This window comes from Amycolatopsis orientalis DSM 40040 = KCTC 9412, from assembly GCF_000478275.1.
In the GTDB taxonomy this organism is placed as follows: Bacteria; Actinomycetota; Actinomycetes; order Mycobacteriales; family Pseudonocardiaceae; genus Amycolatopsis; species Amycolatopsis orientalis.
This window is the reverse complement of the sequence record NZ_ASJB01000085.1, coordinates 24,523-42,879: the sequence shown is the minus strand read 5'-3', so window position 1 is coordinate 42,879 and position 18,357 is coordinate 24,523. Positions and strand designations below refer to the sequence as shown.

The 18,357-nt window shown below is 65.4% G+C and carries 23 protein-coding genes; 12 read left to right on the top strand and 11 right to left on the bottom strand.

Annotated elements, in window-relative coordinates:
* From L324_RS35065 to L324_RS35055, 3 genes are all read right to left on the bottom strand, one after another.
* On the bottom strand, positions 1-987 hold the full coding sequence (locus tag L324_RS35065; RefSeq protein ID WP_037319131.1) for an MCE family protein: 987 nt from the start codon (positions 985-987) through the stop codon (positions 1-3).
* A gap of 162 nt (positions 988-1,149) precedes the next feature.
* A complete protein-coding gene (locus tag L324_RS35060) occupies positions 1,150-1,530 on the bottom strand; it encodes a PPOX class F420-dependent oxidoreductase (protein ID WP_037319127.1) in 381 nt (126 codons plus the stop codon).
* A gap of 38 nt (positions 1,531-1,568) precedes the next feature.
* On the bottom strand, positions 1,569-2,669 hold the full coding sequence (locus L324_RS35055) for an alpha/beta hydrolase family protein (RefSeq protein WP_037319123.1): 1,101 nt from the start codon (positions 2,667-2,669) through the stop codon (positions 1,569-1,571).
* 169 nt (positions 2,670-2,838) lie between these two features.
* Between L324_RS35055 and L324_RS35050 the strand changes: the two genes are divergently transcribed.
* On the top strand, positions 2,839-4,041 hold the full coding sequence (locus tag L324_RS35050) for a sensor histidine kinase (protein WP_037319120.1): 1,203 nt from the start codon (positions 2,839-2,841) through the stop codon (positions 4,039-4,041).
* Positions 4,038-4,682 carry a response regulator gene (locus tag L324_RS35045; RefSeq protein WP_037319117.1) on the top strand — a complete coding sequence of 215 codons (645 nt, stop codon included), beginning with the start codon at positions 4,038-4,040 and terminating at the stop codon, positions 4,680-4,682. The genes L324_RS35050 and L324_RS35045 overlap by 4 nt, the downstream gene beginning before the upstream one ends.
* Here L324_RS35045 and L324_RS35040 read toward each other — a convergent pair.
* A complete protein-coding gene (locus L324_RS35040; RefSeq protein ID WP_037319115.1) occupies positions 4,672-5,316 on the bottom strand; it encodes a GNAT family N-acetyltransferase in 645 nt (214 codons plus the stop codon). The genes L324_RS35045 and L324_RS35040 overlap by 11 nt on opposite strands.
* A 201-nt stretch (positions 5,317-5,517) precedes the next feature.
* Between L324_RS35040 and xynA the strand changes: the two genes are divergently transcribed.
* Positions 5,518-6,189, top strand: coding sequence for an endo-1,4-beta-xylanase XynA (xynA, locus tag L324_RS35035; RefSeq protein WP_037319113.1), 672 nt, complete (start codon positions 5,518-5,520; stop codon positions 6,187-6,189).
* A 4-nt stretch (positions 6,190-6,193) separates the two neighbouring features.
* A complete protein-coding gene (locus L324_RS35030) occupies positions 6,194-6,829 on the top strand; it encodes a polysaccharide deacetylase family protein (RefSeq protein WP_037319110.1) in 636 nt (211 codons plus the stop codon).
* Between the two features lie 114 nt (positions 6,830-6,943).
* On the opposite strand, the gene L324_RS35025 is transcribed toward L324_RS35030, so the two are convergent.
* Positions 6,944-7,426 (bottom strand): cupin domain-containing protein, encoded by a 483-nt coding sequence (locus tag L324_RS35025; protein ID WP_037319107.1) that lies wholly within the window; start codon positions 7,424-7,426, stop codon positions 6,944-6,946.
* A 77-nt stretch (positions 7,427-7,503) separates the two neighbouring features.
* On the opposite strand from L324_RS35025, the gene L324_RS35020 reads away from it, so the two are divergent.
* On the top strand, positions 7,504-7,953 hold the full coding sequence (locus L324_RS35020) for a MarR family winged helix-turn-helix transcriptional regulator (RefSeq protein WP_037319104.1): 450 nt from the start codon (positions 7,504-7,506) through the stop codon (positions 7,951-7,953).
* A 71-nt stretch (positions 7,954-8,024) separates the two neighbouring features.
* Here the strand turns inward: L324_RS35020 and L324_RS35015 are convergent, their stop codons facing one another.
* Positions 8,025-8,228, bottom strand: a complete 204-nt coding sequence (locus tag L324_RS35015; protein WP_037319102.1) for a cold-shock protein — start codon at positions 8,226-8,228, stop codon at positions 8,025-8,027.
* A gap of 253 nt (positions 8,229-8,481) precedes the next feature.
* Between L324_RS35015 and L324_RS35010 the strand changes: the two genes are divergently transcribed.
* Positions 8,482-9,354: an alpha/beta fold hydrolase gene (locus L324_RS35010; protein ID WP_037319099.1), complete on the top strand. Its 873-nt coding sequence runs from the start codon at positions 8,482-8,484 to the stop codon at positions 9,352-9,354.
* A 32-nt stretch (positions 9,355-9,386) separates the two neighbouring features.
* Positions 9,387-10,127: a MerR family transcriptional regulator gene (locus L324_RS35005; protein ID WP_037319096.1), complete on the top strand. Its 741-nt coding sequence runs from the start codon at positions 9,387-9,389 to the stop codon at positions 10,125-10,127.
* Here the strand turns inward: L324_RS35005 and L324_RS35000 are convergent.
* The 5 genes from L324_RS35000 to L324_RS34990 form a co-directional block, all read right to left on the bottom strand.
* Entirely contained in the window at positions 10,078-10,653 is a 576-nt protein-coding gene (locus L324_RS35000) for a dihydrofolate reductase family protein (protein ID WP_037319093.1), read from the bottom strand. The two genes, L324_RS35005 and L324_RS35000, sit on opposite strands and share 50 nt — an antisense overlap.
* Before the next feature lie 106 nt (positions 10,654-10,759).
* Positions 10,760-11,581, bottom strand: a complete 822-nt coding sequence (locus tag L324_RS34995; protein WP_037319360.1) for a S1 family peptidase — start codon at positions 11,579-11,581, stop codon at positions 10,760-10,762.
* An 830-nt stretch (positions 11,582-12,411) separates the two neighbouring features.
* Positions 12,412-13,170, bottom strand: a complete 759-nt coding sequence (locus L324_RS42600) for a hypothetical protein (protein WP_152547096.1) — start codon at positions 13,168-13,170, stop codon at positions 12,412-12,414.
* A 50-nt stretch (positions 13,171-13,220) separates the two neighbouring features.
* The gene (locus tag L324_RS41895; protein WP_235783737.1) at positions 13,221-13,778 is read right to left on the bottom strand and encodes an NUDIX domain-containing protein; all 558 of its coding nucleotides are present in this window, start codon (positions 13,776-13,778) and stop codon (positions 13,221-13,223) included.
* Between the two features lie 6 nt (positions 13,779-13,784).
* The gene (locus tag L324_RS34990; protein WP_152547095.1) at positions 13,785-15,116 is read right to left on the bottom strand and encodes a helix-turn-helix domain-containing protein; all 1,332 of its coding nucleotides are present in this window, start codon (positions 15,114-15,116) and stop codon (positions 13,785-13,787) included.
* Between the two features lie 198 nt (positions 15,117-15,314).
* Between L324_RS34990 and L324_RS34985 the strand changes: the two genes are divergently transcribed.
* The 5 genes from L324_RS34985 (at position 15,315) to L324_RS42925 (ending at position 18,348) form a co-directional block, all read left to right on the top strand.
* On the top strand, positions 15,315-15,650 hold the full coding sequence (locus L324_RS34985) for a hypothetical protein (RefSeq protein ID WP_037319358.1): 336 nt from the start codon (positions 15,315-15,317) through the stop codon (positions 15,648-15,650).
* A gap of 478 nt (positions 15,651-16,128) precedes the next feature.
* Positions 16,129-16,815 (top strand): hypothetical protein, encoded by a 687-nt coding sequence (locus tag L324_RS34980; protein WP_235783736.1) that lies wholly within the window; start codon positions 16,129-16,131, stop codon positions 16,813-16,815.
* 19 nt (positions 16,816-16,834) lie between these two features.
* Positions 16,835-17,653, top strand: a complete 819-nt coding sequence (locus L324_RS34975) for an FtsK/SpoIIIE domain-containing protein (protein WP_037319088.1) — start codon at positions 16,835-16,837, stop codon at positions 17,651-17,653.
* Between the two features lie 41 nt (positions 17,654-17,694).
* A complete protein-coding gene (locus L324_RS34970; RefSeq protein ID WP_037319086.1) occupies positions 17,695-17,913 on the top strand; it encodes a hypothetical protein in 219 nt (72 codons plus the stop codon).
* Positions 17,914-18,183: 270 nt separating this feature from the next.
* Positions 18,184-18,348: a hypothetical protein gene (locus L324_RS42925; protein ID WP_161780903.1), complete on the top strand. Its 165-nt coding sequence runs from the start codon at positions 18,184-18,186 to the stop codon at positions 18,346-18,348.
* Positions 18,349-18,357: the final 9 nt, after the last annotated feature.

The window sequence follows — 18,357 nt, the reverse complement described above, 5'->3', positions numbered from 1 at the left end:
TCACTTCTCGAAGCAGCCTTTTTCGTTGAGCGGGCCGAACGACGGCAGGACGAGCCCGCACAGGTAGCCGTCGATCCAGCGTCCGTTGCCCCCGACGTTGGTGAGCAACCGGATCGCCGGTGCGAACACGGCGATGCCCTTGGCCAGCGAGTCCTGGTTGCGCTGAAGCATCGACGTCAGCCTGTCGAGTTGTTCGAGCACCGGCCCGAGCTGTCCGTCGTTGTCGGCGATGATGCCGTCGAGGGCGGTCGCCAGCCGTTTCGAGCCGTCGAGCAGATCCTTGATCGCCTGCTGCCGGGCGGAGATCGCGCGCAGCAGCGTGTCACCGTCCTGGATCAGCCGCTGGACCTCGGCGTCGCGGTCGACGAGGGTCTGCGAGACCTGTCGCGTGTTCGCCACCAGGGTCCGGAGTTGCCGGTCGCGCGAGGCGATGGTGCCGGAGAGCTTCGAAATCCCGTCGAGCGCGGCGCGGACATCGGCCGGCGTATCGGCGAAAGTGGCTGAAATCGTGTCGAAGCTCTTCGCGAGCTGGTCGACGTCGATGTCGTCCACGGTCTTCGACAGATCTCGAAACGCTTCGAGGACGTCGTAGGGTGCGGTGGTCCGCCGCAGCGGGATCGGCTCGCCCGGGTCGAGGATCGTTTCACCGCGCGGGTCGAGTGCCAGGTACTTCTGCCCCAGGACGTTCTTGATCTGGATGGACGCGCCGGTGGCGTCGCCGAGCCAGGCGTCCTTCACCCGGAACGAGACGAGCACCCGATCGCCCGTGAGGTCGATTTCGGACACCTTCCCGACCTTCACCCCGGCGATCCGGACGTCGTTGTCCGCGCGCAGCCCGCCCGCGTCGGAGAATTCGGCCGAATAGGCGGTGCCGCCGCCGATCACCGGCAGGGCGTCGGCGTTGAGCGCCGCCGCCATGCCGAGGGCCATCGTGGTGAGCCCGGCGAGCGCCACCTTGACCGGATCCGCCGAGCCGAAGGACCTCATCGTCTCACCTCGCAGGTCACAGTCGGAAAAGCCTAGGGGCCGCTCCGGTCGATCGCCAGGCGAAACGTTGCACCGATCGAGTGGTGTCGATTGTCCACAAAGGACAGACGACAGCGCTCGATCGATGCCTCTGTGTACGGTGCCGACTTCGGCACGAGGACGCTAATGATCCAGCTTCAGCTCGTAGTGGAGGGTCGTGTACTTCTTCCGCCGGTGCAGCATCGGAACGAGGAAGCCGTGCAGCAGCCGGTGTTTCTTGGCGAGGCACGCGGCGGCGTGCTTCGCTTCGGCCCCGTCGAGCAGACGCACGTGCCCGCGTACCGCCTCCCCGGTCGGGACGCCACGGAACGTCGAAGGAGCGATCTCGACCTGCGGGTTGTTCCGCATCCGCTTGGCCTTCCACGCCGCGTCGTAGGTGCGGAGGAACGCGTGGTCTCCTTCGACGGCGATGTTGACCGGCGTCCCGACCGCCGTCCCGTCTCGTTTGAAGGTCTTCAGGAGAATCGTCTTCTGGCCGGTGAACCGGGCGAGTTGTGTAGTCATATCCCCTGGACGGGACGGCCGCCGGAAACGTGACAGGCCTAGTCCGCGTGGTTCCAGAACCTGATCTCGGGATTGCCCGTCACCGGTCCGTCCAGCAGCGGTTGATGTCCACCGCGCAGGTGCGCGTCGAAGAACGCGGACACATATGCCCTGGTCAGCTCCATCCCGCGCAGGCCACCCAGCAGCCCGGGCTCGCTCAGCCCGAGTTGCTCACCGAGTACGCCGACGTCGGTGAAGGACGCGTGCCCGGCCGTGGCGACGCTGATCCAGCGCTTCCATCCGGTGAGGTGCGGCCAGTTGGCCGCCCAGGTCGTGTCCGGACCGGCCGGGGTGTACTCGCTTTCGCGGCCGAGCAGCAGGAACGGCCGGTCGATGCCGGACGCGGGGATCGGCGACCACAGCCTGCCGTCGAGGTCCGCCCCGGCACGGATCCGCTGGTCGGTCACCATCGCCGTCGGCGTGCTGTAGCCGCCGATGGAATGCCCGGCCATGCCGATCCGCGTCCGGTCGATCAGCCAGGACCACCGCGACGAAGGCCCGGTCAGCGTGTCGAGGACGAACGAGACGTCCGCGGCACGGACCGGCGGGAGCAGGGTGGAATCGGACCCGCAGGCGGCGCATCCGGTGACGTGCCCGTCGGGGAAGGCGGTGCCGTGGGATTCGTGGTTGTGGCCGATCACCGCCACGACGAAGCCCTTGCTCGCCAGCTCCTCCGCCAGGCCGGTGAGCGTGGCCCGCGGCTTGCCGAACCCGGGTGACAGCACGACCAGCGCACGCTTCCCCGGCAGGGGCGGGGCGTCGACCCGGGCGCTGGTCCGGGTGCCGGCTACCCGCGCGGGGTCGATGCCGGGGACGCCGGATTCGGTCAGGAAGGCCGTGGCTTCGGCCAGGGTCAGATACGGCCGCCTCGGGCCTGTCGGCAGCAGCGCCGGGTAGAACATCGACACCATCAGCTCCCGCGGCCCGGTCGGTACCCAGGGGTCGCGTCGCGAGTCGTCGATCAGGTGCAGGTCGGTGGCACCGACGGGACGCGAACCGGTCGGCGGCGGCAACGTCAGTGGCGTCGCCTCCGCCGAGGCCGGGCTCGCCAGGGACACCACGGCGGCGACGGCGGCCAGCGTGACGAGAAGCCTTCTCATGAGGTTTCCGTTCTGTCGAGGATTTCCGCTCCCAGCCTGTGCCCTGGCTTCGTATTCGCGCATCGGCCCGAGAGCACGTTTCCGGAGCCGGTTCCTCTGTCGCAGGTCGTACCCGAAGGTCTGCCGCGAGGTGGATCCGCCCCGTCCGATCCCGGGTTACGCTCGGCCGGTGCTGCCCGTACTCAGAAGTCATCCAAAGGCCGTCGACCGCGGGCTGACCGTATTCATCGGACTGTCCACTGTGGTCACGACCGAGGGTTCGGAAGGCCTCGAGTGGTGGCTGGCTTCCTTGGTGGCCTTGGCTTCCTTGCTCGTACGGCACCGCAATCCCGCGATCACCTTCGCGGCGGGGGCGGTGGCCTCTTTACTGCATCTGGCCATGGGCAACGACCTCCGCCCGGTCGACCTCGTGGCGTTGGTCGGTCTCTTCTCCGTCGCGGCCTGGGGGTCGCGACGGCGATCCCTCGCCCTGCTGGCCGCGGGACTGCTCGTCGCCGGGCTGTGGTCTTTCTATGCCTCGGAAGCGAACTCGCGGACGCACCCGCCGACGCCGCCGCGGATCATCATCATCGACCCGCTGTCGCCGCCCGCCGACGCCGAAGACAACACCCAGGTCCAGGACTGGGGCGGATTCGCGGGTATCGGGTTGTCGCTCACGGTGGCGTGGCTGGCCGGGCTGAACACGCGCCAGCGCCGGATCCGGCTGTCGGTGCTCGAACAACGCGCCGCCGATCTCGAACGCGAACGGGACACCCAGGCCGCGCTGGCCGTGGCGGCCGAACGCGGACGGATCAGCCGTGAACTGCACGACGTCGTCGCGCACGCGCTTTCGGTGGTGGTCCTGCAGGCCCAGGGCGCCCAAGCGGAACTGGAGCGGCGGCCGGACCGGGCGCGGGAGGCACTGGACGCCATCGTCGGCACCGGACGGACCGCGCTGGGCGAGATCCGGCGGCTGCTCGGCGCGCTCGGCCAGGACACGCCGGACTGGGAACCGCGGCCGGGGGTGGAACGCCTGCCGCGGCTGGCCGCCGACATCCGCGCGGCGGGCACCCCGGTCGACTTCCTCGTCGAAGGGGAGCCGCGCCCGCTTCCGTCCACAGTGGACCTCTCGGTCTACCGGATCGTGCAGGAAGCCCTGACGAACGTGCTGAAACACGCCGGTCCGGACGCCTCGGTGACTATCGTGATGCGCTATGGGCCGGACACTCTGGAGATCGAAGTGACCGACGACGGCATCGCGGCGGAAGCGCCGCCAGGCTCCGGGCATGGCCTGGAAGGGATGCGAGAACGGGTGAACCTGCTGGGCGGCACCTTCGACGCGGGACCGCGGCCGGAACGCGGCTTCGCCGTCCGCGCGACCCTGCCCTCATGACGATCAGGGTGGTCATCGCCGACGACCAGGCGCTGGTGCGCACCGGCCTGCGGATGATCCTCGACAACGCCGACGACATCGACGTCGTCGGCGAGGCCGGTGACGGCGCGGAAGCCATCAAGCTGGTGGCGGACCTCGATCCCGACGTCGTGCTCATGGACGTCCGGATGCCCGAAATGGACGGCGTCGAAGCCACCGCGGCGATCGCCGCGGCACACCGCACCCGAGTCCTCGTGCTGACCACGTTCGACCTCGACGAGTACGTCTACGCCGCGCTCCGGGCCGGAGCCAGCGGCTTCCTGCTCAAGGACGCGCTGGCGCCGGACCTGCTTTCCGCCGTCCGCGTGGTCGCCGCCGGTGAAGCCACCCTCGCCCCCACCGTCACCCGGCGGCTGCTCGACCGCGTCGTCACCGGCCTTCCCGCGCCGACCTCGGACGAAAGGCTCGACCTGCTCACCGGCCGGGAGCGCGAGGTGCTGCAGCAGCTGGCCCGCGGCCTGTCCAACGCCGAGATCGCCGAACTGCTGTATCTCTCGCCGGGGACGGTGAAGACGCATGTCGGCCGCATCCTCACGAAACTCGGGCTCCGCGACCGCGTCCAGGCCGTCGTCTTCGCCTACGAGGCCGGGATCACCCGCTGACCGCGGCGGGCGCACGCCAGTGCTTCCCGCGGCGGGGCCGCCGGTGCAGACCGCGGCCGCCTGGGTCGCCGAGGTCGTCCGGACGGCGCGTGGCGAACTCCTCGGCCGTGATCCCCATCCGCACCAGGTACTTGATCTCGCCGCGCACCACCTCGGTGTCGCGCAGCCTGCCTTCCTCGCGGAAGCCGAGCCCGCCGTGCAGCGAGAGCGACGCCAGGTTGCCGCCGTACACGCTGACCTCGCATTTGCGGAAACCGCGCTGCTCGAACATATGCGACAGGAGGACGGTGATGGCGTCCGTGGCGTACCCGCAGCGCTGATGGCGCGGGGCGATCCCGATGCCGTAGCCGAACAGGCCGGTCGCCGGATCGGCGCCGATGGTGCAGACCGAGCCGACCAGCATCCGGCCGCGTACCGTCTCGATGCCGAAGTGGATGTCGTCACCGGCGGACCCCGAGCGATGCGAGGCCCAATGCCGGTGCCCACCGCCGATCAGCGGCGTCGCCTCGCGGGCCATGTCACGGTCGAAACCCATCAGGACCCGGCGATCCCGGAGGCCGACCTCGCGCAGCCGCACCTTCCGCCCCACCTGCCCGGGCTCCGGAACGGAGCGGTTCACCGCGCCAGGCCGCACGGGTGCTCACGAACGATCACAAGCATCCCTTGACGATATCGGGTGCCGCGAGAGGAGCTCCAGAGCCCATCGTCGGTCCCGCGGATGAACCTGGCCACACTCTCGCGGGCTCCGAAACTTCTTCGAAAGTCTTTGACCGGATTCCTGGGCGCCACAGACACTTTTTCTCTCGGCACACCTCGACGAAGAGGGAGCACACGGATGAGATCTCTCGGGAAATCCCGGTTCCGGCGGTTTCTGAGCGGCGCCTGCGCGGCCGCGCTGCTCACGGCGTTCGTCCCCGGCACGGCCTCGGCCGACACGGTGATCACGACCAACCAGACCGGCACGAACAACGGCTATTACTACTCGTTCTGGACCGATCGGCCCGGCTCGGTCTCGATGACCCTGAGCTCCGGCGGCAGCTACCGCACCTCGTGGAGCAACACCGGCAATTTCGTGGCCGGCAAGGGCTGGAGCAACGGCGGGCGGCGCAACGTCAGCTACTACGGCAGCTTCTCCCCGTCCGGCAACGGCTACCTGACCCTGTACGGCTGGACGTCGAATCCGCTGGTGGAGTACTACATCGTCGACAACTGGGGGAGCTACCGGCCGACCGGGACCTACAAGGGCACGGTCACCAGCGACGGCGGGACGTACGACATCTACCAGACGACCAGGTACAACGCCCCGTCCGTCGAAGGCACCAAGACCTTCAACCAGTACTGGAGCGTCCGGCAGTCGAGGCGGACCGGCGGCACCATCACCACCGGCAACCACTTCGACGCCTGGGCGCGCGCCGGGATGCGGCTGGGATCCTTCAACTACTACATGATCATGGCGACCGAGGGATACCAGAGCAGCGGGAACTCCAGCATCACCGTGAGCGGGTGATCCGGTGTTCGCCGTCGCGGCGCTGGTCGCCGCCCTCACCTTCGCCCCGGGTGCCACTCCCGCCGCGTGCTCCGGTTACGTCGGACTCACCTTCGACGACGGCCCGTCCAGCACCACCTCCCGGCTGCTGGACGCGCTCCGGCAGAACGGGCTGCGGGCCACGATGTTCAACGTGGGCCAGAACGCCGCCGCGAATCCGGCGCTGGTGCGGGCCCAGGTCAGCGCGGGGATGTGGGTCGCGAACCACAGCTACACGCATCCGCACCTGACGCAGCTGAGCCCGTCGCAGATCGATGCGGAGATCTCGCGGACGCAGCAGGCCATCACCAACGCCGGTGGCGGTACGCCGAAGCTGTTCCGGCCGCCCTACGGCGAGACGAACTCGACCGTGCGGTCGGTGGCGGCGCGGTACGGGCTGACCCAGATCATCTGGGACGTCGACTCGCAGGACTGGAACAACGCGAGCACCGACGCGATCGTCGCGGCGAACGCCCGGCTCACCAACGGCCAGGTCATCCTCATGCACGACTGGCCGGCCAACACGATCGCCGCCATCCCGCGGATCGCACAGGGCCTGGCCGCCCGCGGGCTGTGCGCGGGGGCGATCTCACCGCAGACCGGGCGGGCGGTGGCGCCCTGACAACCACTTCGGTCACCCGGATCACCTCGCGCGACCGCGCGAGGTGATCCGGGTGACCAGGGAAACCGGCGTCCAAAGCGCTTTGTGGGGAGAAGGAGAGAGCGCGCGGTCCGGTTATTCTCGCCCGACGTCGAAACACTCGTCCCATTCCGGCGCGTCGACGAAATGGACGTCGTAGCGTTCGTGGATCCGGTCGACCTCGTCCAGCGGCAGGTCTCCGCGCAGGATCTCCGGCAGGGCCCGGAAGTAGCCGAATCGCTCGATACCGGGCGTGAGGGTGATGAGCACGTCCGCGGCGAGCTCCGGCGGCGCGGCGAACGCGTGCCGGACGCCCGGCGGCACCACGACGTGGCCGCCCTTGTCGACGGTGATCAGCTCGGTGCCCACCAGCATGCGGAGCGTCCCGTCGAGCACATAGAACGCTTCCGCGGATTTCTCGTGGAAATGCGGCTTCGTTCCTGGCTCCCCGGCCCGCAGGTAGAGGCGGTTCGCGCCGAGGAGCCCGCCCGTGTGGCCGCTGTCGGCCAGCAACCACAACGCGGGACTTTCGATCGTCTCCGCGTCCCTCTCCTGCACCACCCAAGCGTCGTTCGCCATCACGTCCCCATCTAGTTGAAGTCTTCAACCAAAACTAGGGCGAAGTAGTTGAAGGTGTCAACTGCTACCTTGGCGGCGTGACCAACTGGCTCGACGCGGACCAGCAACGCGACTGGCGGGCGTTCATCGAAGGATCGGTGCGTTTCGTCGACCTGCTCGACCGTAGGTTGCGGGAGCGGCACGGACTCTCCCTCGCCGAGTACGAACTGCTCGTACGGCTGTCCGAAGCGGAGGGCCGGTCGATGCGGATGGCCGACCTCGCGAAGTCGGCGTACTACTCGCGCAGCCGCCTGTCCCATCGCGTCAACGGGCTGGAGTCCCGTGGCCTGGTCCGGCGGGAGTCGGCCGCCGAGGACGGCCGTGGGGTCAGCGCACGGCTCACCGAGGCGGGAAACGAGACCCTCCGCCGCGCGGCACCGGACAATCTGCGCACCGTCCGGGAGCATTTCGTGGACGTGATCGAGCCGGAAGACCTCCGGGCGGTCGGCCGGGCGATGACGGCCGTCACGCGGCGGCTCGAAGACTGACCGGCTACGGCCCCTTCAACGATCGAAGGCCCCCGCCCGGATGGGGCGAGGGCCTTCGACGTGGAAAAACGTCAGATGGCGACGACGCGCTGGGCCTGCGGGCCCTTCTGACCCTGGCCGATTTCGAACTCCACGCGCTGCCCTTCGTCCAGGGACTTGAAGCCGTTACCCTGGATTTCCGAGTAGTGCACGAACACGTCCGGTCCGCCGTCGTCCTGAGCGATGAAGCCGAAGCCCTTTTCGCCGTTGAACCACTTAACGCTGCCCTGAGCCATACTTTTACCTGCTCTTCATAGCGAGTCTGAGCCCATTCGATGCCCTGATCTCAGGAGCCATTCTTGCAGGTGTCGTCCGGCAGCACACGCCGTGTCCCGAAAAAGAGCGACGAGAGGTCACCCACACAGGCCGCACGGGTGAACAATCGGCAGGTCAGCGACACTTCCCAGACAAATATGGACACGTGTCCGATTTCTGGCCGCGCCGGGCGGGCTTGACCTTGACCCTGCGTCAGGGTCGGAGCCTTGCCGCATGACGAACGACACCACTTCCGCTCCTCCCGTCGGCGGCTTCCAGGACGTCGACGGCCGCCGGATCTTCTCGCACCGATCGGGTGACGGCGGCCCGGCCGTCGTGTTCCTGCCGGGGGCCGGCGCCGTCGGCCTCGACTATTTCGGCGTCCAGCGAGAGGTCTCAAGGTTCACCACCGCCGTCGTGTACGACCGGGGCGGCACGGGCTACAGCGATCCCCTCCCCCTGCCGCGCACCGCCACCGCGGTCGCGACGGAACTGCGCGAGCTGCTGCGCGCCCAGGACATCCCCGGCCCCTTCGTGCTCGCGCCGCATTCCCTCGGCGGGCTCTACGCGCACCGGTTCGCGCAGCTGTACCCGGAGGACGTGGCGGGACTGGTCTGGCTGGACGGCCTCCACCGCGACTGGGACGACTTCATGCCGCCCGAAGCGAGCCTGGCCGCGGCCGAACGATCGGCGCCCGCCCTGGACCAGCTCGAACAGCTGCGCCCATCCCTGCGCGAAACGTACGCCGAGCTGCGGACGGACTACCCGGAACAGCTGCGGGAGTCGCTGATCGAAGCCAAGGTGAGCGACGAATGGCTCCGCTCGGGCATCGCCGAACGCGGCGGCCTGGTCGACCTCGCCACCGAGCTACGGGCCGGTCCCGGCCTCCCCGACGTCCCGCTGATCGCGCTCACCGTCGTGGGCGACGCCACCCAGCCGAAGTCGAACGAAGGCAAGTCCAAAATGGACGCCGCCCTGGTGGACACGGTCTCCCACGGCGAACAACGTGTCCTCACCGACACCCTCCACCACAGGCTCTGCTTCGACCGCCCCGATGCCGTCGTCCAGGCGATCCGCGACGTCGTCGACCTGGCCGGGCGCTTCTAAACTCAGTCACGTTTCCCGAAGACAGGAGAACGGTGCTCACGATCGGCCAGCTCGCGGCGACCGCCGGCGTGACCGTGCGCACCGTTCGCCACTACCACCACGTCGGCCTGCTGCCCGAACCCGACCGCGACGCCTCCGGTTACCGCCGCTACAGCGCGCAGGCGGCGGTGGACCTCATCCGGATCAGGACCCTGGCCGACGCCGGGGTCCCGCTGGCCCGCATCGACGCGCTGCTGCACGCCCGACCGGCCGAATTCGCCGCCGCCATCACCGAGATCGACGCCGACCTGCGGCACAAGATCGACCAGCTCACCGAAAACCGCCTCCGCATCGCCGAACTGGCAGGCGGCGAAAGGCTGGTGCTGCCTCCCGGCGTGGTCGCGCTCCTGGACCGGATGCGCGATCTCGGCGTCAGCGAACAACGGATACGCCTGGAACGCGACGCGTGGATCCTGATGCGAGCGCTGGATCCGCACCTCGTGCCGCAGCGGCTACGGGAGAAGAACGCCGCCTTCGACGACCCCGAGACGCTGCGCCTCTATCTCGCCTGCGACCGGTCGGTCGACTGGGATCCGCGCGATCCGCGGCTGGACCGGCTCATCGACGAGCTGGACGCCTGGGAGAGCGAACACGAACGGGACGGCGGGCAGCCGGGGTACCTGAAGCTGGTCGTCTCCCGGATCTCCGAGGCGTCACCGGCATGGCAGCGTGTCGTCGAGACTCTCACGCATCGCGCCCGGCTGCGCGCCGGACGCGATAGCGCAGGTGAGTAGCGACCCCCGCGACGGGTTCACCCACCGGGATCAGCTCGCCAAGACGTCCGGCGAACAGGCCGGTCCCCTGCCCCAGCACCACGGGAGCGAGGTGAAGGTGAACCTCGTCGAGGAGGCGGGCTTCGAGCAACTGCCCGGCGACGTCCGCGCCCATCACCAGGACGTCCTTGTCACCCGCAGCCTCCTTGGCGCGCCGGACCGAGGCCTCCAGGCCGTCGAAGGCGAACGTCCCGCCGTTGTCGCCGAGGAGGTCGCCCCTGGTCCGGCGGGTGACCACGAAACCCGGCACGCCGGGCCACGGCGTCCCGCCCCACGGACCGAGGCCGAGGTCGAAGGTGCGCCGCCCGATGACGGTCGCCCCGACGATCGCGTTCACCTCTTCGAAGGCGCGGGCGTCGGCTCCGTCCCCGGCCATCCACTCGTGCAGCCGCTCGCCGCCGTCACCCATCGGCTCCTCGTCCCGGACGTTCGGTCCGGCGGTGAATCCGTCCAGCGACATCGACACATCCAGCACCACCCTGCTCATCGCAAGGCCTCCTCCGGTCAAGGGGCGCCGCCGTCCGGCGCCCTCCGCGAAGGTCGGAGCCGATCGGGGCGCCTCGACATCGCGGACCGCCCTCGAACGAACCGGGTCAGCCGCGGCCGTGGATCGTGCGGTGGATCCAGTCGGTGTAGGCAGGCACGCTGGTGTAGAGGCCAGGCCCGTTGGCGCAGGGCACGTCGTCGTCGCCTGGACCGGAGGTGACACCGATCAGCTCCCATCGGCCGCCCTTGCCGCGTTGGACCTGCGGCCCGCCGGAATCACCCATGCACGCCATCGCGTCACGCTTGCGGCTGACCGTGCACAACCGAGTCGGATCCGCGTAACCGGGCGAGCATTCCGACTCCGCGCCGCGCCGGGTGTCGAGCTGCTGGAGCCGTTCGGGGAACACCGCCTTGGTGATGTCGGCGGTGTCGACCGTGGTGCCGAAGCCCATCAAACGGGTCGGCGTGCCGGGAAGCCCCGGGCGGCCGGCGATCCGGATCGGCTGATCGCGGACCGGGCGATCCAGCCGTACCAGCGCGATGTCGTTCTTGTTCGGCGCGCCCGGCTCATAACCCGGGTGGCGCACCCAGCGGTCGATCTTGCGCACGGTGCCACCGCTGGTCCTCCACTTGCTGCCGATGCGCACGGTCCCTTCCGGCACGGCCGGGTTGCGTTCCGGGTCGACGCAGTGCGCCGCGGTCACCACCCACTGCGGGTGGATCAGCACCGCCCCGCAGACCCCCTTGGCGTTGTTCATCTCGGGCACGATCTCCGGGATCGAGGCCATGAACTCGTAGCGTTCGGTGGAGTCCTTCCCGTTCACCACCGCGTCGGCACTCCCAGGCACCGCGATCGCACAGAACATCCCCGCCAGCGCGACACCGGCGGCACGGACCAGGTTGCGACGCAACGATTCCATTCTCGACATGCACTTTCCTTCGTTCAACGACGTCAGATCGATCGAGTCCAGCATCGTTGTCCGCCGCGGCGTGAACCATCAGGCCAGCCCGCCGAATCCCGGTAGCGCCCGCGCTACCACCGGCTCGGAGCGGAACCCTTTGTGACTGGCTGATCGGTTGACGCGCACAAGCGGTGCGGGGCCAGAAATTCGGCACAGTTGATCGACTGGAGTTGATGTGGTGGGCCGCCTGGGGCTCGAACCCAGAACCTACGGATGCAAGATCAACTACTCTGGATGGTTCCGGACGACCCCGAATGTCCCCGTTCACCTGGGCATTTCACAGGTGCAAACGCTGGTCAGTTCGGGGTCACCCTGGTCAATGCTGGCTGTTTGGGGGCACTAAAGGGGCAGTCGCCACCTCTGGAGGCGAGTCGCGTTCGGGAAGCCGCCAATGCCGGCCAATCCACGCGCCTCCCTTCCCGATCCTAAGCCGCCTGAGGCCAGGCCGGACACGGTCAACCCTGTAACCGATCTCGCGCCCGGAACGACCTACGCAAGGTGACCGATGTTACGGAAGGTGACCACGCGCGAGATCGGCGCGAAGCGGGGTTGACCGTGTCCGGCCTGGCTTCGACCATCCGGCGATCGGGTTGGGTGGCATCCCCGAACGCGCAGTCATGTGACAACCTTTCGCGTTCTACCAACCGTCCTGCCGTGCCCTGCGCGCGTGTCCGACGGCGTCCGGCGCGGCCGCCCAAGACGGAGGCGACCAGGGCGGCCGCGCGCCTGTTCGGACCGCGCGCCCGCCCGGTAGGGCGGCTTGAAGACGTAAAGAAAGTTCTCACAGCATTGAGCGCTTATCCTTGCTCGTGCATAGCAGCGCTTGGCCCATAGGTGGTCCAGGCAAAATAGTCACGCCACATTGCCCATAGTGGATCCACTGGGCCGCGTATGACACCCGTAAAGAACACCAAATCTTCGCGTTCTACATAACGATTCACAGCGATCTCCGCCCAGCCATCTTTCTCTGTAAGAGAGACTGATGACTTGGGAAAATTTCCACTTACTCGCGGAAGCCAGTCTTCGAACTGGTATGCAATGGAAATTCCATACGTGCCATAACTAATTGGATCATTTACATGAGTCTCATCAGGTAGCACCAGATCTATATCATTCATTGGTGCGCACACAAGAATGTCTGTAGACCTCAAGAAGTACCACACCAACTCTACGAGTTCGCGACACTCGCTAACTTCAGGGGGTGCAACGTCTTGATGCTCAACCGCGTTGCGTATCCGAATTAGGCGATGCAACATGAACGGACGTACCACGTTTAGTCGCTCAAGTAATTCAAACTCCTTTAACTTGCGCTCTCCGGAAGTCTGGATCATGCGGTTGAACTTATAAGTACTTCTGAGGGTCCTCAGGCGATGATCAATTGCACGCTTAAGCGTTGTGATGATATCTGTTCGATGAAATTCTGAACTTACTCCATCAAGCAGAATCTCTGCATGGCGCCAATGCTGGTAAGCTCGGGCGGCAAGCGTTTCATCGTCGGGATTGCTTGACCCCCCATCACGGTACCAATTGCGCCAAATGACTTCAATCCATGCCACGGTCGGAGTCGAGGTTTCCCTATCGGAGCTAGCGGCCATGCGAGAATTCCTTAGACCTCACGACCAAAATCTGCATAGCAGGAAGTTCCCGTTCCCTTGGCCTGATTTGCCTTGCTTAGTCGTCTATAAAATGACGGCTTGATCAAGCTTGCAACGTCTTCGAGGTGCATAAACCGGAAGTCTTTTAGCTCATCATGGGGCAGTTCGATCTTTTTGATTTCGCTCTCAGTTAAAACGCCACCATCGAAAATGAACTGGAGTGAGTCTCGCCATACGCCATGCTGAGGCATCCAGTCAACGACCAGCAAGGGGCCGACTTTAATATCGATGCTTAATTCTTCGCGAATTTCACGTTGACATGCTAGGTAGGGAGATTCGTTCGCATCTACAACACCACCCGGAATTTCCGGATATGGCTTATAGATTGGGGTGACGAAGAAGATCCGGCCTTGTTCGTCATGGATCAGCACGCCCGCCGCGACTGTCTTGCTGGCGATACGACTAGCGATACCGGGGTTGAACTCGACCTCGGGTTCACCCTCGGCCTCCATGTCCTTGAAGAACTGGGCAGCCTGCTCGGGGCTAAGGTGGTGTGCCTGCTCAGTCACTAGCGCTCACCCGGCCAGCAGCAACCGGGCACGTTCCCGGAAGTCTCGAACCTGAGGTTGCTTGGCGTATCGCTTGAGCTGAACATCTACCTCTCGGATCACTTGGAGTGAACGTTGTGATGCCTGTTTGTTGCTGGACTCAACCGCGGCTAGCCCCAAGCCGGCCGCCTGCTCGATATCGCCGTTGAGCACTGCGACCTTAGCAAGCTGGCCAGTGCTGTAGACCTGCCGTCGCGGGTGTCCTTGGGCAGCGTTCCAAGCGAGCTTGAGCGGTGTATATGCCTCGTGAGGCTTGCCCATGTCGACCCAGCTCACACCGACGTAGGTTGCGAACACCGCGTCAGTCCAGTGGGACGCCCACTCGGGAGTGCTGACTGCCCCTACCTGGGCAAACAGTCGCTCTGCATCCAGGATCATTGCGCGACAGTCTGTCTCGTTGCCCAGTCGTGCATACGCCTGGGCTGCCATGAGAGTGGCTTCTGTGGCGACGATGGGCACCGTGGAGACATGCACGTTCGAGCGTGCGGCGAGTGCGAACCTGAGGGCCTGATCTGGCCTGTTGAGGTAGAGCGCCTGGTGCGCCATCGTGGCCAGAACGTAGGCACCGTAGGCGGGTTCGTCTGCGTCCTTCGCGAGTCGTAGGGCTTGCACGAAGTAACGCTGAGCAACGCTGTGCCGTTCTGCGTCGTACGCCATCCAGCCGATCACTTCGCACAAGATGGCGGCCGCCGTGAACAGGGCCCGACTTGCTGGATCGGTTCCAGCCACGCTGAGACGTGGGGCCAGTCGTTCGCGCACGAACCGCACTGCAAGTAGGCGTTGAGTCTCTCCGCCGATCGTTCGATCCAGACTGTCGAACATCTGGGCAGCACTTCGCACTTCGAGTACGTCTGCCTCAGTGATCCGCCCATCGGTCGACTCGTAGCGCGACTCCCTGAACAGCCAGTCCATGCAGGCAGCGTTCAGGGCATCGACTGAATACGAGCCGTTCAGCACGCTCGTGTGTCGTGTCTCGTCGAAGACAGCGAGCTTGGTCAGGCTTTCAACGGCTGCCAGCAGTGACGGCGAGTAGATCAAGCCGACGTCCGAACGAGCTTGGTCAGGAGTCGGGTTCAGCCCCAGCTCAAGTGCGCTCTTTCCGTAGACGTCGCACAAGAGGGAGGCCACAGGCTCCTGAGGGCTCCGCTGTCCGCTCTCCCAGTACGAGACTTCACGGCCCAGGCTGGAAGTCGTTTTGTTGAGCTTGACTCCCTTAGTCTTCGCGCATACCTCGATCAGGTGAACGAGCTTGGCTTTCGTCCACCCTCGGTCGTCCCTAGCTTGCCGTAGCGGAGTCATCCGCCCCCCTGCTTTGCGTTGGGTACTGCCGTCCCCATTGTCTCGCATCAGAATAGCTTTTTCAATAGGCGCGTCATGCCTCGTCACCCCCGTCATTTTCCGTCACTGTTGAGTCATGGTTGCGACGCGGTTTGCTGTAGATACGCACCGAAAGAAGCGGAGCGTATTGCTAGCAAATTGATTGCCTTGGAGGGCATGATGCGTCTCTTGATCGACACTTCGAAGGTCACGTTCACCGTGGGTCGTGAGGTTCAGCCGAAGACCGACCAGAACGGCCAGCAGCGGTTCGAGCGCAACACCAACGTTCCGATGTGGGCTGTGCAGCTCGTTGCCATGGACGACGGCGGGGCGGAGGTGATCACTGTGACCGTTACGGGCCACCAGCCCCCCAAGGTCGCAGTCGGTCAGCTCGTCAACCCCGTGGAGTTGCAGGCGATTCCGTGGGCACAGAACGGCAAGAACGGGACGGCTTTCCGTGCGTCCGACATCAAGGCCGTCGCTGGTTCGAAGGCGGGTTCGGCTTCTTCGTCCTGATCCCTGTGTTCCTGTGACTCGGGATTGACGCATGTTTCTGGATAACGAAGACACCCGGTATTGGGAGTCGGAAGCGCGGGACGCGCTTGGATGGTTGAACGTTGTACGTGAGGTTCGGCGAGACATTCGCCGAAGGATGCCAATGACGGACATTCGTCGCTGGGATCTGTATGACGACATGGATCAAGCGCACACCTTGTTGTGGTCGCAGTATCACTACGCATCAGCGAGGGCTGACCTCGCTCACGGCGGTTTCACAATGGCCGACTTGTTTGCGGCCTAGTTCATCAATTCGAGTAGCACGGGACCGTTCTGGTTCTTGGCGGTTCCTGTCCGGCCCCGTGCTGCTCGTTTTTCTTATCAACTCTGCCTTGGAGGGCTGAGAGTCATGGCTAAGCCTACTCGTGGTGCCCGGGGACGGCGTACCGACGTTCTGGAGTTCTGGCACGCGCCGAAGCAGTGGATGCCCTTTGTGATCATGGGTGCGCTGATTCGCTGGCGCGTGGAGATCATCGTCCTTGCTGCCTGGGGAACGGGCATGGTGTGGCTGAACACCCAGGTCAGTTCGCTGACATCATGGCTGATCTTCGCGGGCGTGCTGCTCGTGCTGGTCTTAGTGCCGTTCACTCGCTGGTTCTTCTTCGCGCGCATGTGGTGCGTGATCGACCGGCATCGACTGCGTACTTGCTTGAAGCAGACGCGTATCCGCACGATGAATCTCGATGGCGCGTTGCCCTTGATGCTGTGGGGACGCCCAACGAAGACCGGCGAACGAATCTGGATGTGGGTTCGCGCTGGTTCGTCCGGTGGCGATCTCGAAGCCGCGTTGGAGTACATCGCCCCGGCCTGTTTCGCCCGGGACGCACGTCTGCACAGGGTGCGGAAGCTGTCCACGCTGCTGGCTGTGGATGTGATCCGACGGGACCCGTTGGACAAGACGACACCGATCGATTCGCCGTTGGCCAAGCTCACCTCGCTGATGAGTGGCAAGACCGAAGGCACCGAGCCCATCACTGGAGCCACGATCACCCCGCTTCCCGTCCCGGGAACGATGCCGGCCGAATCCGGCTCGACGAAGTCCCGCAAGACCACCGTGAAGCCGGTCGAGTCTCCGCGCTCGTCCGTGGTGGTCAATGGGGAAGACCTCTCCGACTACATCGACTGATCACCAGGAGGTGACAACCGTGAAGACCACTCACCGCGCCGACACTGTGCCCGTGTCCGGCCTGTCGATCTACGACCTGGTTCACCTGGGCATCTTCGAAGACGGCGTGCTCGCTGAAATCGAGCTGATCTACCGCAACATCCTGTTGGGTGGCGAACCCGGAGCGGGTAAGTCCGTTGCTCTCAACAACATCGTGGCGCACTGCGCGCTCTGCCCGGATGTGTCGCTGTGGTTGTTCGACGGCAAACAGGTCGAGCTTGGCCTGTGGCGGGACATCGCCGACGTGTTCGTCGGTCCCGATATCGACATGGCGCTCGTGCGTCTGGAACAGCTTCAGTCCGAAATGGACCGCCGTTACACGGAGCTCAAGCGGGTTCGTCGCCGCAAGATCGCCAAGACCGATCCGATCGATGTGATCGCACTGGTCATCGACGAACTGGCGATGTACTCGGCCACCATGGGTACCAAAGACCAGCAAGAGGCGTTCGTTCGCCTGCTTCGTGATCTGGTTGCCCGGGGCCGTGCCGCTGGGATCATCGTGGTGGCAGCTACGCAACGCCCATCGGCGGACATCATCCCGACGTCACTGCGGGATCTGTTCGGCTATCGGCTTGCGTTCCGGTGCACCACTGACAGTTCCTCGGACATCATCCTTGGTCGCGGCTGGGCTATCCAGGGCTTCAACGCCGCGACTATCGCCCCGGAAGCCCGGGGTATCGGCTATCTCATCTCCGAAGGGCTTCAGCCCCGGCGCATGAAGTCCGCCTACCTCACCGACGCGCACATCTATTCCCTCGTGGAATACGCCCGTCAACTACGCACCAAAAAGGCCGCGTAGCAATCCCATTCCGCAATTCCTTTCACGCTAGGAGTCTGCCCATGAACACCCAACGCCTCATCGTCACACTCGCCCTGTTCGTGCTCTGCGCACTGGCGTTTCTCTCCGGGCTCTACCCCGTGGTCAACCTCATCATGACCATCATCGTCATCGCCGCGTTCGTGATCGGCGCTGTGATCACCACGGTCCACCTGACCCGGCTCAACACCCCCAAGGACGTCAAGCCCGCACCGGTACCGCCCGAAGGGGCAGACCGATGACGCCCACACACACCACTAGCTACCTCGAACACGCACTGCACCAGGTCAAGAGCGGCCGTCGTTCGAGTATGCCCGGCATCCGGCATTGCCCGGACTGCAAAAACCCCTTCATTCCCGACGACGCACAGGTCCCGTACTGCCGCGACTGCCGCGTCAACCACTCCGTTCGCTGCCGCACCTGCCGAACCCTTTTCGACTGCGACACCGAAGGAACCTTGACCTGCAAATCCTGCCAGAACCAGGAAACCCTTTTCTAAAGGAGAAGAACTCATGCACACGCGTATTCAGCTCGACCCTTCGGCCGAAATCAGCATCCGCCCTGCAGCGGAATCCGACGTCTGGGAAATCGTCGTTCTTGACCCCCGTAGCGACTGCTCGGCAGTCATTGAACTGACCACCCCGCAACTGTTGTCGATCACCACGAGCACGAAGTAGTCCACGGAA

Bases quoted from the DNA above. Each gene is read 5' to 3' on its own strand.
- L324_RS35065 (WP_037319131.1), bottom strand. From the start codon at position 987: ATGAGGTCCTTCGGCTCGGCGGATCCGGTCAAGGTGGCGCTCGCCGGG.
- L324_RS35060 (WP_037319127.1), bottom strand. From the start codon at position 1,530: ATGACTACACAACTCGCCCGGTTCACCGGCCAGAAGACGATTCTCCTG.
- L324_RS35055 (WP_037319123.1), bottom strand. From the start codon at position 2,669: ATGAGAAGGCTTCTCGTCACGCTGGCCGCCGTCGCCGCCGTGGTGTCC.
- L324_RS35045 (WP_037319117.1), top strand. From the start codon at position 4,038: ATGACGATCAGGGTGGTCATCGCCGACGACCAGGCGCTGGTGCGCACC.
- xynA (WP_037319113.1), top strand. From the start codon at position 5,518: ATGAGATCTCTCGGGAAATCCCGGTTCCGGCGGTTTCTGAGCGGCGCC.
- L324_RS35025 (WP_037319107.1), bottom strand. From the start codon at position 7,426: ATGGCGAACGACGCTTGGGTGGTGCAGGAGAGGGACGCGGAGACGATC.
- L324_RS35015 (WP_037319102.1), bottom strand. From the start codon at position 8,228: ATGGCTCAGGGCAGCGTTAAGTGGTTCAACGGCGAAAAGGGCTTCGGC.
- L324_RS35010 (WP_037319099.1), top strand. From the start codon at position 8,482: ATGACGAACGACACCACTTCCGCTCCTCCCGTCGGCGGCTTCCAGGAC.
- L324_RS35000 (WP_037319093.1), bottom strand. From the start codon at position 10,653: ATGAGCAGGGTGGTGCTGGATGTGTCGATGTCGCTGGACGGATTCACC.
- L324_RS34995 (WP_037319360.1), bottom strand. From the start codon at position 11,581: ATGTCGAGAATGGAATCGTTGCGTCGCAACCTGGTCCGTGCCGCCGGT.
- L324_RS34990 (WP_152547095.1), bottom strand. From the start codon at position 15,116: ATGACTCCGCTACGGCAAGCTAGGGACGACCGAGGGTGGACGAAAGCC.
- L324_RS34985 (WP_037319358.1), top strand. From the start codon at position 15,315: ATGCGTCTCTTGATCGACACTTCGAAGGTCACGTTCACCGTGGGTCGT.
- L324_RS34980 (WP_235783736.1), top strand. From the start codon at position 16,129: ATGGGTGCGCTGATTCGCTGGCGCGTGGAGATCATCGTCCTTGCTGCC.
- L324_RS34970 (WP_037319086.1), top strand. From the start codon at position 17,695: ATGAACACCCAACGCCTCATCGTCACACTCGCCCTGTTCGTGCTCTGC.
- L324_RS42925 (WP_161780903.1), top strand. From the start codon at position 18,184: ATGCACACGCGTATTCAGCTCGACCCTTCGGCCGAAATCAGCATCCGC.